This window comes from Halomonas sp. DP5N14-9, from assembly GCF_019802175.1.
GTDB classification, from domain to species: Bacteria; Pseudomonadota; Gammaproteobacteria; order Pseudomonadales; family Halomonadaceae; genus Halomonas; species Halomonas litopenaei.
Genome location: NZ_JAHVHR010000009.1, coordinates 259,257 through 273,494, shown reverse-complemented (window position 1 = coordinate 273,494; position 14,238 = coordinate 259,257). Strand labels below are relative to the sequence as shown.

Annotated in this window: 14 protein-coding genes; 5 read left to right on the top strand and 9 right to left on the bottom strand. The window is 65.4% G+C overall.

Annotated elements, in window-relative coordinates:
* Window positions 1-275 precede the first annotated feature (275 nt).
* Window positions 276-1,481: an ABC transporter substrate-binding protein gene (locus KUW00_RS07925; protein WP_045992395.1), complete on the bottom strand. Its 1,206-nt coding sequence runs from the start codon at window positions 1,479-1,481 to the stop codon at window positions 276-278.
* 251 nt (window positions 1,482-1,732) lie between these two features.
* Here KUW00_RS07925 and KUW00_RS07920 point away from each other — a divergent pair, with 251 nt between their 5' ends.
* Both KUW00_RS07920 and KUW00_RS07915 read left to right on the top strand, forming a co-directional pair.
* Window positions 1,733-2,506, top strand: coding sequence for a dienelactone hydrolase family protein (locus KUW00_RS07920; protein ID WP_222568742.1), 774 nt, complete (start codon window positions 1,733-1,735; stop codon window positions 2,504-2,506).
* A gap of 238 nt (window positions 2,507-2,744) precedes the next feature.
* Entirely contained in the window at window positions 2,745-3,998 is a 1,254-nt protein-coding gene (locus tag KUW00_RS07915) for a dicarboxylate/amino acid:cation symporter (protein WP_045992397.1), read from the top strand.
* Between the two features lie 87 nt (window positions 3,999-4,085).
* On the opposite strand, the gene KUW00_RS07910 is transcribed toward KUW00_RS07915, so the two are convergent.
* Window positions 4,086-4,319: a hypothetical protein gene (locus KUW00_RS07910; protein WP_045992398.1), complete on the bottom strand. Its 234-nt coding sequence runs from the start codon at window positions 4,317-4,319 to the stop codon at window positions 4,086-4,088.
* A 274-nt stretch (window positions 4,320-4,593) separates the two neighbouring features.
* Between KUW00_RS07910 and KUW00_RS07905 the strand changes: the two genes are divergently transcribed.
* Window positions 4,594-5,763 (top strand): C45 family autoproteolytic acyltransferase/hydolase, encoded by a 1,170-nt coding sequence (locus tag KUW00_RS07905; RefSeq protein ID WP_222568741.1) that lies wholly within the window; start codon window positions 4,594-4,596, stop codon window positions 5,761-5,763.
* On the opposite strand, the gene KUW00_RS07900 is transcribed toward KUW00_RS07905, so the two are convergent.
* The 7 genes from KUW00_RS07900 to KUW00_RS07870 all read right to left on the bottom strand — a co-directional run bounded on the left by KUW00_RS07900 (window position 5,734) and on the right by KUW00_RS07870 (window position 11,862).
* Window positions 5,734-6,012 carry a hypothetical protein gene (locus KUW00_RS07900; RefSeq protein ID WP_045992400.1) on the bottom strand — a complete coding sequence of 93 codons (279 nt, stop codon included), beginning with the start codon at window positions 6,010-6,012 and terminating at the stop codon, window positions 5,734-5,736. The genes KUW00_RS07905 and KUW00_RS07900 overlap by 30 nt on opposite strands.
* Before the next feature lie 154 nt (window positions 6,013-6,166).
* Window positions 6,167-6,889 carry a GntR family transcriptional regulator gene (locus KUW00_RS07895; RefSeq protein ID WP_108132156.1) on the bottom strand — a complete coding sequence of 241 codons (723 nt, stop codon included), beginning with the start codon at window positions 6,887-6,889 and terminating at the stop codon, window positions 6,167-6,169.
* Between the two features lie 88 nt (window positions 6,890-6,977).
* Window positions 6,978-7,721, bottom strand: coding sequence for an aspartate/glutamate racemase family protein (locus KUW00_RS07890; protein WP_108448677.1), 744 nt, complete (start codon window positions 7,719-7,721; stop codon window positions 6,978-6,980).
* A gap of 110 nt (window positions 7,722-7,831) precedes the next feature.
* Window positions 7,832-9,112 carry a TRAP transporter large permease gene (locus tag KUW00_RS07885; RefSeq protein ID WP_108132155.1) on the bottom strand — a complete coding sequence of 427 codons (1,281 nt, stop codon included), beginning with the start codon at window positions 9,110-9,112 and terminating at the stop codon, window positions 7,832-7,834.
* Entirely contained in the window at window positions 9,109-9,684 is a 576-nt protein-coding gene (locus KUW00_RS07880; RefSeq protein WP_052704322.1) for a TRAP transporter small permease, read from the bottom strand. Before KUW00_RS07880 ends, KUW00_RS07885 begins: the two co-directional genes overlap by 4 nt.
* Window positions 9,681-10,676: a TRAP transporter substrate-binding protein gene (locus KUW00_RS07875; RefSeq protein ID WP_222568740.1), complete on the bottom strand. Its 996-nt coding sequence runs from the start codon at window positions 10,674-10,676 to the stop codon at window positions 9,681-9,683. Before KUW00_RS07875 ends, KUW00_RS07880 begins: the two co-directional genes overlap by 4 nt.
* Before the next feature lie 478 nt (window positions 10,677-11,154).
* Window positions 11,155-11,862, bottom strand: coding sequence for a GntR family transcriptional regulator (locus KUW00_RS07870; protein ID WP_162816426.1), 708 nt, complete (start codon window positions 11,860-11,862; stop codon window positions 11,155-11,157).
* A gap of 436 nt (window positions 11,863-12,298) precedes the next feature.
* On the opposite strand from KUW00_RS07870, the gene KUW00_RS07865 reads away from it, so the two are divergent.
* The gene (locus tag KUW00_RS07865; protein ID WP_222568739.1) at window positions 12,299-13,033 is read left to right on the top strand and encodes an aspartate/glutamate racemase family protein; all 735 of its coding nucleotides are present in this window, start codon (window positions 12,299-12,301) and stop codon (window positions 13,031-13,033) included.
* Window positions 13,034-13,116: 83 nt separating this feature from the next.
* Entirely contained in the window at window positions 13,117-14,190 is a 1,074-nt protein-coding gene (locus tag KUW00_RS07860) for a TRAP transporter substrate-binding protein (protein WP_222516385.1), read from the top strand.
* Window positions 14,191-14,238 lie beyond the last annotated feature (48 nt).

The window sequence follows — 14,238 nt, the reverse complement described above, 5'->3', positions numbered from 1 at the left end:
GACGCCGGTCATCGTCACTGATGGTCTCATCCTGGCGGCCCAGGGTCGCCAGGGCCCGCCTCTCACGCCTCTTGCCCCATCACTGGCCATCTCGCACGACATCGCCAGCTCGACGCCAATGACAGGCCCCTACCAACGATAAAGCCCCCAGCCAGATGGCCGGGGGCTTTCCTTGAGCGCCTCTGTTGCGAGCATTGGCGCGGTCATTGGGCGGAGGCGACCGCCCGGATGCGTTGTCGTCCGTCGACGACTCGCCTTACTTTACGTCATGGCGGCTATTCAACAAAGCCCTTGCCGGTAAAAGTGCCGTTTTCCACGGCCATTTCCTGTACCACACCAGGCACATCGCCGTTGTCGTCGAAGTCCTGGGTACCGGAAGCGCCTTCATAGTTGATCTCGGTCCCCGCCGCGATCAGCTCCACCGCCTTCTCCCACTCACCGGGCAGGATGACCTCACCGGGGGGAGAGGACACGCTGCGCAGCGCCTCAGACACACCCTCGCGCTCGGCACTGCCGTTCTGCTGGATGGCAAGCCCCAGCAGGAAGGCCGCATCGTAGGCCTGGGCGGCGAATACGGCGGTGGGGTCGATGTCGGCGTTGTTGGCAAGTTCAGTGAAGATCTCGGTGCCGGGAAGGTCCGGGCTGCCCGGACGGGTGGCGATCATGCCGTCGAGCACGTCGGCGCCGATGGCCTCGACCAGGCTATCGCCGACCATGCCGTCGGCCCCCACGTACTGGGTGAACATGCCGCTCTCGTAGGCCTGGCGCACCACCGTCTGGCCGGAGGTGTCGGCGTAGGCGAGTACCACCAGGGTCTGGGCGCCGGTGGCCGACAGGGTGCCGAGTTCGCTGCGGTAGTCGGCGCGGTTGTCCTCGTGGGCGAGGTTTTCCAGCACGCTGCCGCCGCCGTCCTCGAAGGCCGAGCTGAAGGCGTCGGACAGGCCGCGTCCGTAGTCGTTGTTGACGTAGGTGACGGCGACTTCCTCGATGCCCTTGTCGATCAGCAACTTGGCCAGCATCTCGCCCTGGAAGGCATCGGAGGGCACGGTGCGGAACACCAGGTCATTGTCGTCGAGGTCGGTGACCGCCGGCGCCGTGGAGGCCGGAGACACCATGGTCACGCCACCCGGAATCGCCGCGTTGTTGGCCGCGGCGATGGTGGCACCGGTACACAGCGCGCCAACGATGGCGGTGACCTGCTCGGTGTTGACCATGCGGTCAGCCGCGTTGGACGCCGCCGAAGCGTCGCCGCAGGTGGTGTCGCCGGTCGGCATCACCACGTCCTGGCCATCGAGGATGCCACCCTGGTTGTTGATATGGTCAACCGCCAGCTGGGCGCCGTCGTAGATCGGCGGCGTCAGGCTCTCGATCCCCCCGGTGAAGCCGCCGAGAAATCCGATCTTGACCTCTGCGTGGGCCATGGAGCCGACCGCCAGGGTGGTTGCAGCCACGGCGGTCGCCAGTACGCGCTTTTTCATGATTGTTGGTCTCGCTCTGGTTGTCCTGAGATGAAGCCGAGACGAGCGCGGTCAGCTGCGGCTCGCCCACTCGATCTTCATACCCCCAATCTGGAAGGCCGCCGGGGAAAACTCAAGTCCCCGCCGCCAACGCTAGGCCGGCTGGATGCAACAAGACGGGGTTCAGGACTGGCGTCTGTGGCCAGGCTTCTATACTCAGCACAGGCCCTGCCATCTGGCGGGACCAACGCCCCTCACTCGCCAAGGAGCACACCATGTCTCGTTGCGCCCTGCTCGCCCCTGCCCTGATCGGTCTCGGCTCTGTTCTCGCCAGCGCCGGCGCCATGGCCGGACAAAACGTTGACTACCAGGTGGACGGTGAAGCCTTCCAGGGCTATTTCGCCCCCGCCGCGTCCTCTTCCAAGGGCAGCGTGCTGATCATCCACGACTGGGATGGCCTCACCGACTATGAAAGAAAGCGTGCCGACATGCTCGCCGAGGCGGGCTACGACGCCTTCGCCGTGGACCTCTACGGCGCCGGCAACCGCCCCGAGGAGATCGACGCGCGCAAGGCCGAGATGGCGGTGCTCTACGATGACCGTGAACGCATGCGCCGGCTGACCCTGGCGGGGCTGACCCAGGCCCGTGAACAGGGCGCCGGCGAAGACACCGTGGTGATGGGCTACTGCTTCGGTGGCGCCGTGGTGCTGGAGATGGCCCGCGCCAACGCCGACGAAGGTGTGCGTGGTTTCGCTACCTTCCACGGCGGCCTCGACACACCGGAAGGCCAGGGCTACTCCGCCGATACGCCACCGATCCTGGTCGCCCACGGTGGTGCCGACGCCTCCATCGGCATGGACCAGGTGGCGGCGCTGTCCGAGGAACTGGAGGCGGCTGGCGCCCCCTACGAGATCCAGGTCTACTCCGGTGCTCCCCACGCCTTCACGGTATTCGGCAGCGATCGCTACCAGGCTCGGGCCGACCAGGCCTCCTGGGCGGCCTTCCACCAGCTGCTGCGGCGCGCCCTGGAACAGCAGGATCAGGGCTGAACCGCTAGCGTCGTCAACAGCCCGGCCACCTGGAAGCCGCGCCCAGGTGGCCTCTGAGCACCAGAAGGTGTGCAACGGATGAAAACACCGAGGCAGATTATTCGGTAGAATCCGCCTCCATCGTGCCGATCGCCCATTCGATAGCAGTCAACGAGAACATTTTGCTGACTATCGATGGGTGTCGCGTCTTCCCACCTTGCACGGCAGGCCATCCACCCTGTCCTTCTGGAGCCTCCCCATGTCCACCCCCGATCGTTCCCCCGGCCTGTGGCGTCGTATCCCGCTATGGCAGAAGATCCTGGTCGGCCTCGCCCTGGGTGTCCTCGTCGGCACCCTGATGGGCGAAAGCGCCAGCGTGTTCAAACCCATCGGTGACATCTTCATCAGCGCCATCAAGATGCTGATCGTGCCGCTGGTGTTCTCTACCCTGGTGGTCGGTATCACCGCCATGCGTGACCCCCAGAAGATGGGCCGCATCGGCGCGCGGACCATCGCGCTGTATCTGGTCACCACCGCCTTCGCCATCGCCATCGGCCTGGCCGCCTCCTGGCTGTTTCAGCCTGGCGTTGGCCTCGACATGACCTTCGAGGCCAACCCAGACGCGGCCAAGGAAGCCCCCAGCCTGGTGCAGATCGTGGTCGGCCTGGTGCCCCAGAACCCGGTGGACGCCCTGGCCAGCGGCAATATCCTGCAGATCATCGTGTTCGCCATTGGCCTCGGTGTCTCGCTGACCCTGATCGGCGAGAAGGGCGAGCCGGTGGTCAAGGTGTTCGAGAGCTTCGCCGAGGCCATGGTCAAGCTGACCAGCCTGGTGATGGCGCTGGCGCCCTTCGGCGTGTTCGGTCTGATCGCCCACGTCGCCGGCAGCTACGGCGCCGAGGTGCTGCTGCCCCTGGTCAAGGTGATCGGCGTGGCCTACCTGGCCAGCGTCGTCCACGTGCTGGTGGTCTACTCCGGTCTGCTGTCGCTGCTCGGTCGTCTCAATCCGGTGCGCTACCTGCAGGGCATCCTCGATGCCCTGGTGGTGGCCTATTCGTCGGCGTCCTCGTCCGGCACCCTGCCGGTCTCGCTGCGCTGCGCGACGAAGAACCTCGGCGTGTCCGAGGGTGTCGCCGGCTTCGTGCTGCCGGTGGGCGCCACCATCAACATGGACGGCACCGCCATCTATCAGGGGGTGGTGGCGGTATTCATCGCCCAGTTGATCGGCGTCGACCTGAGCCTGGCCGACTACGGCATGATCATCGTCACTGGTACCCTGGCGTCCATCGGCACCGCCGGTGTCCCGGGCGCCGGCCTGGTGATGCTGTCCATCGTCATGGCCCAGATCGGCCTGCCGCTGGAAGCCCTGGCGGTGGTCGCCGGCGTCGATCGCATCCTCGACATGGCCCGTACCAGCGTCAACGTGGCCGGAGACCTGATGGTCACCACCCTGGTCGGCAAGAGCGAAGGCGAACTCGACGAGAACGTCTACAACGCCGCCAACAAGACCTGACCAGCCCCCCGAGCCCCTGCCAGACGACGATGCCCCGGCCAGTTGGCCGGGGCATCGTCGTTCAGGGTTCCGCCAGCATCATCGCTTTCAGCTGTGGCCCTGTTGCTCCTGGCTTGCCGTCTCGCGGGCGTCGAAGTCGGCATCCTGCGTGGCACCAGCGTGTTCAGCCGCGCAGTAGGTGGTGTGATGATTGGCGCAGGGCCCTTCTGCAGGGGCCAGCGGCTCAGCCAGCTTGGCGATCTTGCCGTCGACAACACCTGCCTGAGCGGACAACGGCAGGGCCAAGAGGGCCAATACGAGCAGCGCGTTTCTGGTCTTCATGTTGTGTCTCCTGAGATGGCCGGTAAGGCTCTCTGGCAGCATACAACTTCGCAGACTAATAAAGTGAAACGCTCTGTGGGAGTCTCGCCAGGAATTGTCGAGAAGGGTAGCGAATCGTGTAAAAACTGAACGATATCAATATATTAAAATTCATCCAAGACACCTCGATGGCCACCTCTACGACGCCATGCCAAGCGCAGAACTGCTACGCTGAGGGGATATCCACCCATGTCAGCGACCCGGCGCCAGCCGCTTCGATCGCAGGGAGCACTTCATGACCCCCTCCACGTCCTCTCCCACCCCCTCCTGCTCGTCGTTGACACCCACCAGGCTCTCCGGCAGCCGCCTCGACATCGGCCGTGCCCACGCCAGCCAGCACCGTGAGGCGATCCTTGCCAGCATCGACGTCTACGACCGACTGTTTCATGACCTGGCGGGCCTGCGCTGGCACGAGGCGCGACGCGACGCCGAACGCTTCCTGCCGATGATCGAGCGGCGCTACCCGGCCATCCTCGAGGAGCTCGACGGCATCGCCCAGGGCATCGGCGGTGATCTGGCCGACGTGCTGACCCTCAACTGTCGCAGCGAGGTGTCGCTGACCCGCGCCGGCGGTGGCTGCTCGGCCTTTTCGCTCTATCACGCCGGCCGCCAGTGGCTCGCCCAGAACTGGGACTGGCGCGCCGACCAACTCGACCATCTGGTGATCCTCGAGATCCAGGCTCCCGGCGCACCGCCGTTGATCAGCGTGGGCGAGGCCGGCATGGTCGGCAAGATAGGGCTCAACGCCAATGGTGTGGGAGTCGGACTCAATGCCATCCGCTCGGCGACCTGTGGCGAGGGACTGCCGATCCATATCGCCCTGCGCGCCATGCTCGAGTGCGAGACCCTCGACGCCGCCCGGCAAATCGCCCACGACGGTGTCTGTGCGCCCGCCCACTTCCTGCTGGCCGACGGCAGCGGCCAGGCAGAAGGGCTCGAGGTTCACCCCGGGCAACCGGGAACCATCACCCCGGCTCGCGGGGTCGTCACCCATACCAATCACCTGGTCAGTGACACCGCCACCCACTGGGTCGAGGACTTCCCCAAGCCGGACTCCTGGTCCCGCCTGAGTCGCCTCGACGCGCTGGTCGAGCAACTGCTCGACGGTCTGGGTATGGATGACTCGGGTGCGGATGAATTGGCTGCGGACGAACGGGGTACAGCGAGCACAGCCCCCAACGAGAGCGCCACCCTCGACGCCGAGCGGCTATTCGACCTGCTCGGTGATCATACCCCCGGCGAGGACAGCCTGTGTCGCCACTTCGACCCGAGCGTCGCTGAAGCCGAGCGGATGGAAACGCTGTTCAGCGTGGTCATGGACCTGACCGACAAGGTGCTGTGGCTACGCCACGGCAAGCCCTGCCAGACCACCCATTCAATGCGCCTTGTGCCCACCGCCGTGTGACCCTGACGCCTCGCTTCCGTCCCTGCCGAGTTCGCCTTTCAGGTACTGCTCGGTGGTCAGCAGAAACAGCCGCCGAAACAGCTCGTGGATCGCCTCCTCTCGGCGCAGCGAGGCAAGCTCGGGATCCTTCTCTTCACTGCCCACCTCCTTCGGGTACTCCCACGCCATGCGCATGGAGCCCGAGCTGACGTCGAAGATCTCGAGGGTCGGGTTGGCTCCGTGAAGCGCGGTCTTGATGCGATAGGACATGACGACCTCCTGCAGACGCTGATAGCCCAAAACAATGAGAATCATTAACGTTTGCAATATGGTCGTGTTTGGATGGCCTGTCAAGGCTCGTCCTGATCATCGCTGTTCAGCGACCAGAAGAAGCAGGCGACCGTCGCCATGTCTGTCGCAAGACTCAGCGTGTCAGCAAGGCGCTGATGGCGACACCGGTGTGCATGACGTGTTCGTGCATGTGGCGGCGGGCAAGGTCGGCGTCCCTGGCGATCAAGGCATCGAGGATGGCGCGATGCTCATCGGTGGACTCCTGCCAGCGGCCGAGGCGATTCAGCGCCAGATAACGCGCCCGCTCCAACCGACCCAGCAGGCGCTGGTGGGTTTCCACCAGCACCGGATTGCGCGCCGCCTCGACCAGCAGCGCGTGGATACGGGTATTGGTTGCGAAGTAGCCGTCGCGATCGCCCTTGGCGTGCTGCTTTTCCAGGCGAGTCTGCAGTGAGGCCAGCCGCTTGAGCTCGGTCTCTGTCATGCGCCCGGCCGCCAGTTCCACCGCCATGGCCTCGAGCCCGGCCTCGACCTCGAACAGATGACGCAGTTCGTCACCATCAAGCAGGGTGACCAGGGCGTTGCGATTGCGCCGCAGGGTCACCAGGCCTTCACCCGCCAGCTGATTCAAGGCATCGCGCAGGGGCGTGCGCGAGATGCCCAGACGCCGACACAGAGCCGGCTCCAGCAGACGCTCCCCCGGGGCCAGCTCACCGTGGACGATCAGCCCCTTGAGCAGGTCGTAGGCTTCATCGGCCAGGGACGGCGCCTGGATACGGCGGCGGTGAGGCGCTCGCTGACGCGCGCCTCTATCGGAGGGTGAAGCGACGGTGGCGTCGTCGGTTGTCGACGTCATGGGCAGGATCCAGCGACCGGTGAGGGAAAGGAACAAGGATAGGGCCAGCGTCCAAGTATAGCGACGGGGCTGGCCCGGGGACGAGAGGTCAACGCCGGCCGATCAGCGTTGCCAGCTCCCTGCTCAAGCCCTTGTGCGGCTTGTCGGGGGGCGCGGCGTAGCTGCCGACGGTGGCCTTGGCGCGACCGAGATCGACCAGCGCCTGGGCCTGGGTGATGGCGCAGGTCACGCCGTCCAGCGCCGGCACCGGCAGCTCGGCGGCGACCTGGCGGGCCAACCCCGCCAGCGGGGCCCCGGCCAGGATCAGCACGTCGGCGCCGTCCTCTCTGACCGCCTGTTCGGCCAGCTCGATCAGGCGCCCGCCCTGGTCCTGCTGCACGCTACCGATGGCGGCCAGGGGTTCATCCAGGGCACGGATGCTGGCCAGCCGCGAGCCCAGGCCGTAGCTGTCCACGGTTTCGCGGTACCAGGCCTGGATGCGCTGGGAGATGGCGATGATCGAGAAACGCCCGCCGTACTGACAGGCGCTCATCAGCGCCGCTTCGGTCAGCCCCACCACCGGGATCGGCAGGGCCTCGCGCAGCGCGGGCAGACCGGGATCGCCGAAGGCGGCCACCACCACGGCGTCGTGGCCGGGGTAGCGCTCGGCGGCGAGGCCCAGGGTCGCATAGCCGCCGATCAGCGCCTCGGCGCGGGTCTCGATATAGGCCACACCGAAGGGCGCGGTGGCGACGCTCAGTTCGCTGCCCGGGCGCAGGCTTGCCCGTGCTTCACGCTCGATCAGCGCGCTGACGTCGTCTGAGATATTGGGATTGATGACCAGAAGCTTCATGGCAGTCTCTTTGTAGTGGGCCGGTTCGAGGCGCCGGATGCGACACCTCGGCCTTTTCGTAGCTTGTCGTTCGGTCGATGCCGTACTTCAGTCGTCAGTACCTCGATCATTCAGTACCCCAGTGCCCGCGGCAGCCAGGTGACCAGCGAGGGGAAGGCGATACACGCCACCAGCACCACGTACTGGAAGACGATGAAGGGCCAGGCGCTCTTCATCAGCTCGTTCAGGCTGATATTGGAGATGCCGCACATCACGAACAGCAGCACCCCCACCGGCGGCGTCATCATGCCCACCACCAGGTTCATCACGAACAGAAAGCCGAACAGCAGCGGATCGATGCCGTAGGACAGCGCGATCGGCGCCAACAGAGGCACCAGCATGATGTAGGCGGCGTTGGACTCGACGAACATGCCGACCAGGATCAACAGCCCCATCACCAGCAGCAGGAACATCAGCGGGTCGCTGGTCAGCCCCTGCAGGGCGCTGGTCAGACGCATCGGCACCAGATCGATGGTGAAGGCAAAGGTCATGGTCGAGGCGAAGGCGATCAGCGCCCCCACCATGGCGGCGGTGACCGCGGCGTTGAACATCGCCCGCGGCAGGTGCGACAGGCGTAGCTGGCGGGTGACGAAGAAGCCGATCACCAGCGCGTAGAGCACGGCAATGCCGGCCCCCTCCGTGGGGGTGAAGGCACCGGCGACGATGCCGCCGACCACGACGATCGGCATCAGCAGAATCGGCAGCGCCCGCCAGGTCTGCACCAGCACGTGGCGCAGCCCGATGACTCCGCCGGCCAGCGGATAGCCACGGCGCATCGACAGGAAGCTGGCCAGGCCCATGAAGCCCAGCGCCAGCACCAGTCCCGGCACGATACCCGCCATGAACAGCCCGCCTACCGAGACGCTGGAGCCGGCCATCAAGGCGTAGACGATCATCGCGTTGCTGGGCGGGATGATCGCCCCCAGGTTGGCCGCCGAAGCGACCACCGCGCTGCTGTAGCCGGTGTCGTACTGCTGACGCATGGACGGCACCAGCGAACTGCCCAGGGCGCTGGCACTGGCCACCGCCGCCCCGCTGACCGCCGCCAGCACCATGCCGGCGACGATCGCCACGTGGGCGAGCCCACCGTGGACGCGGCCGATCAACGAGTTGGCGAAATCGACCAGGCGCTGAAGAATCCCTGCCGCCACCATCAACTCGCCGGCCAGCATGAACAACGGAATCGCCATCAGCGGAAAGCTGTCCACCGAGTGCATCATGCGCTGTGGCAGCACCGCCAGGTCCATGCCGCCAACGACCAGCCCCACCAGCGAGGCAAGGCCCAGGGCAAAGGCCAGCGGCATACGCAGAAGCGCCAGTACCGCAAAGCTCAGAATAATCGCCAGGGTCATGGGCGCACCTCCTCACCGCGGTCATGGCCTGAGTCGGGTCCAGCCGGGGCGGAAGGCAGCGGCTCAAGCTCCAGGCACTGGGCGATCAGATGCAGCGCACAGTGGATCGCCGAGATCAGCACCGCGATATAGAACACCGCCGCGGTGATCGGCATGGTTGGCATCAGCTGCGGCCACTTGTCGATCACCGCACCGGTTCCCACCACCCCCAGGATCACCATCAGTACCACCCCCAACGCCGCCATCAGCTGGGCCAGCCGGCGCTGGGCGCCGGCGGGCAAGTGGCTGACAAGGGCATCGATACCGACGTGGATGCCACTCTTGATACCGTGGGGAATGGCCAGAAAGATCGCCCACACAAAGCACAACCGGGACAGCTCATCGGCGGAGTCGATACTGGTGCCGAGCAGGTAGCGTGCCACCACCTGGGCGCACACCAGCACCGTCATCAGGCCCATGGCCAGCAGGATGGCGTAGTAGGAGCCACGGTCCAGCCACGCCAGCAGATGCAGGAAATGGCGCCGAACCGGATGGCCCGCGTGGGCCTCCAGGCGTTGCCAGGCCCGTGTCATGCCCCCAGCTCCTCGAGCACCTTGTCGACCAGCTCAGCGCCGAGCTTTTCGCGCAGATCATCCACTACGCTCTGGCTGGCCTCGCGCAGGGCCGCACGGGTCTCGTCGCTGATCGGAGTGAACTGCATGCCGCGCTCGATCAGGGTATCGCGGGCCTGGGTATCCTCGGCCGCCGCGGTCTCACGCTGCCAGGCCACCGCCTCGTCCATGGCCGCCGTCAGGGTGGCACGCTGGTCGTCGCTCAGGTCCTCGAACTTGTCGCGATTGGCGACCACCACGATGTAGTCGTAGAAGTGTCCGGTATCGGACAGGTACGGCTGCACCTCGTCCAGCCGCTTGGTCTCGATGATGCTGTAGGGGTTCTCCTGACCATCGAGTACCCCCTGCTGCAGCGCGCCGTAGACCTCCTTGATGTCCATCGACACCGGATTGGCACCGATGGCGCGGAAGGTGTCCAGGTGGGTCTGGTTGGGCTGCAGACGGATCTTCAGGTCCTGAAAGTCCTCGATCGACTCAAGCGGTCGCTCGGCGTTGGTGACGTGGCGGAAGCCGAGTTCCATGTAGCCCAGCGCCACGAACCCGGCCTCGGCGAGCTTCTCGTCGAGCAGCTCGCCGACCTCGCCGTCGATCAGCGCGAAGGCGTCCTCGCGGCTGTCGAAGGCGAACGGCAGGCTCAGCGCCTCGAGTTCCGGCACGGTACGCGACAGGTAGGAGATGCCGATCCAGCTACCCATGATGGCGCCGGAACTGACCTGATCGAGATTCTCGCCGGCACCGCCAAGCTGCATGTTGGGGAACAGCTGGGCGGTCAGATCGCCATCGCTCTGCTCCGCCAGGGTCTCGGCGAAGCGCGCCATGGCGCGACTGCTGGAGTGATCATCGGTGAAGTTGCCGCCAAAGCGCAGGTCTTCTGCCTGGGCCAGCAGCGGTGTGCAAAGGCCCAGGGCCAGCGCGCCGGCACCCAGCAGGGAAAGACGGGAGGGAGTCGTCATGTCGCAATCCTTGTTGTTGGTATTGGGTAAGGAATCGGTGATGGAACGTTCAAGCGAGCCCACCTGCTTTGACCTTAGTCGAACACACCCAAGAATTCCAAATCTTGAATACTATTTTTTTTAAAAACCTTATTTTTCAAATATTTGTAATTTTCAAATATAGCAAGAAGCGACTTATGACATGCGGAGGCCATGCGGCAGGAGATCTTCCGGACGCCGAGCCGTGGGTGGCGAACCATGGGTGGCGAACCATGGGTGGCGAGTAGTGCACGGCGGGGAGTGTCCGGTAGCAAGGAGCAGTGGGCCCGAGCCCCTTGGTGCAGGGCTTGAGGGGAGGCTCGAAGGGAAAAGAGCCCTGGGAAAAGGGGCTCGAGGGCAAAGGTTTGGGAGAAAGCGTTCGGGAGAAAGCGTTCGGCAGAAAGGGTTCGGGGGACGGCGCGGCCAGCACCTCCGGCCCCGCGCCAGGCAACGCTCGCGGTCAGTCGTCGCCAGCGTTGTCGGGCAGCCCCTGCAGCACGGCCTGGCCGGTCTTGCGCATATGCAGGCTCAGGGCCTCGGACAGCGCCTGGGCGTCCCGCGCCTCAAGCGCCTCGACGAAGTAGCTGTGCTCGCGAGCGGACTCCTCCCAGCGACTGGCGTCCAGGTTGGCCATGTAGCGCGCCCGGGTGATACGCAACGTCAGCGATTGCTCCAGGTCCTTCAGCACCCGATTGCCGGACAGGTCCGCCAGACGCTGGTGAATGCGTTGATTGAGGGCAAAGTAGCGCTTGCGCTGATTGTCCGCGAAATAGCCCATCATCTCGTCATGGAGTCGGCGGATCTCGGCGATGTCGGCATCAGAGGCGCGCACCGCCAGCAGGTTGCCCGCCAGCGATTCCAGTGCCGCCATGACCTCGAACAGATCACGTACCTCGTCACGATCCACCCTGGTCACCCGGGCCCCACGATGGGGCAGCATCTCGACCAGGCCTTCGCTGGCCAGCACCTTGAGCGCCTGGCGCAGTGGCGTCGGCGACACCCCAAAGGCCTCGCACAGAGGTTTTTCCGCGATCCGGCTGCCGGGGGCCAGCTCTCCTTCCAGTACCATTTCGCGCAGGCGCTCGGCCACCGCCTCATAAAGGCTCGAGCGCTTGAGCGGCGCCGGGCGAGGCGATGACAGCACGTCCTGATCCAGGGACTCGTTCATGGCGGCTCCTTTTGCTCCTCGGTGCTCCTGGGTGCTCATGCTGGCTGCTTGCGGAGGACTGGGGCGTCGCTTCAGCCCACAGCGCCCTGGAGCGGGCACCGAGTACTCAGCACGCCGACCGTCGACCGCCAGCACTCAACAAAGCGCTGAAATCAAAGTTGTTTCCACACTCCATCGAAGATCCCAAGGCGCGGATTCCACGACGGTCGCCAGGTGTTCACTGCCGCCTTCACAGCAAGATGTCACGGCGATTGATGCAGTGTACTTGCAAAAACTCGACGTTATGCAATGCTGAAAAGGTCGTAGAAATTTGGAATTCCGAATTTCTTTCAAGATTCAGTGTAGCGCGCCACAGGCAAGACCGGCCACCGCCGATCCGCCTCCGGGGCACGCCTCACACAACAACAACACGACCTTGCACAGGATCGCCACGCCCATGCAACGCACCCTTCTCGGAATGCTGACCCCCTCGTCGAACACCGTGCTGGAGCCCTACACCAGCGCCATCCTGCGAGACCTCATGCCAGCGGTCAGTGCCCACTTTCAGCGCTTCACGGTCAAGGAAATCTCGCTGAGCGAGGCGGCCCTGGCCCAGTTTGACCCCGCACCACAGCTTGACGCCGCCCGCCTGCTCAGCGATGCCCACATGGACGTGATCGCCTGGAATGGCACCTCCTCGAGCTGGCTCGGGTTCGACGCCGACCGCCGCCTGTGCGCCGCCATCACCGAAGCCACCGGCATACCGGCGACCAGCAGCGTGCTGGCGCTCAACGATGTGCTCGAGCGCACCGGGGTCAAGCGTCTAGGGCTGGTCACCCCATACCTTGACGACATCCAGGCCGCCATCGTCGACAACTACCGGCGTGAAGGAGTCGAGGTGGTGGCCGAGCGTCACCTCAACGACCGCGGCAACTTCTCGTTCTCCGAATACGATGAGCAGACCCTGGCCGAGATGGTCCGCGAGGTCGCCCGAGCAGAGCCGGAGGCGATCACCATCCTGTGCACCAACCTGCGCGGGGCCGGCATCGTCGAGGAGCTGGAGCGAGAGCTCGGTATTCCCATCTACGACTCGGTCAGCGTCACCGTGTGGAAGAGCCTACTGCTGGCAGGCAAGGACCCGAGCGCCATCAACGGCTGGGGCCAGCTGTTTCACGACCCTCGGCTCGGCTGACACTCCCCCGCCCCTCTCCACAGAAACAGCAATAGCAACATCAGCACCTGCAACAACCACCAACAACAAGATGAGGTTCTCCCATGACGACTCCCTCCCTCGTGACGGCGACCCGCCGGCTTACCCTCGGCGCCCTGATCGCCGCCCCCCTGCTGGTGGCCACCAGCCAGGCCCAGGCCGAAACCCTGCTGCGAGTGGCCGGCAATTTCTCCGGCAACAAGCTGCACGTGGACAACGTGGAGCGGCCCTTCTTCGCCGAGCTCGATGCCCGTGACGACCTGGCGGTGAGCTACAACCCGATGGACGCCATCGGCGTGGAAGCCGCGGACGCCCTGCGCAACATACGCTCCGGTGCCTTCGACGTGATGTCGGTGCAGATCGGTATGGCCTCCCGCGACGAGCCGTTCTTCGAGGGCATCGATCTGGCCGGGGTCACCGCCGACCTGGACCAGCAGCGCGAGGCGGTGGACGCCTTCCGCGCCGACTTCGACGCCCGCCTGCAGGAACGCTTCAACGCCAAGCTGATGACGCTGTGGCCATTCGGCCCGCAGATGATGTTCTGCAACGGTGACATCAACGGTGCCGACGACCTGGCTGGCAAGAAGGTGCGGGTGTTCACGCCGTCGATGTCACGGCTGGTGGAAGGACTCGGCGCGGTGCCGGTGACGCTACAGTTCAGCGAGGTCTACCTGGCGCTGCAGCGCGGCGTCGCCGACTGCGGAGTGACCGCACCGTCGGCCGGCAGCAACGGAAAGTGGCCGGAAGTGACCGATCACTTCGTACCGCTGCCGTTGTCCTACTCGGTGCAGGGCCACTTCATGAACCTGGACACCTGGAACGGCTTCGACGCCGAGCAGCAGGCGTCGCTGAGCGAGGCCTTCGCCCGCCTCGAGGACCAGATGTGGGACCTGGCCTACACCGTCAACGACGATGCCATCGCCTGCAATACCGGTCAGCCGAGCTGCGAGAACCACACCGCCTACGACATGACCCTGGTGGACATCGACGAGGACTCCCGCGCGCGCATCGAACAGATCACCTCCGAGGCGGTGCTGCCGGTGTGGGCGGAGACCTGCGACGCCCGCTACCCCGAGTGCACCGCGCTGTGGAACGCAAGCGTCGGCGAGGTCACCGGCCTGAGCGCCAGCGCGCCCTGAGCGGCGGCTGATCGACCCTGTCGCCCACGACCAGGGGCCGCCCATGCG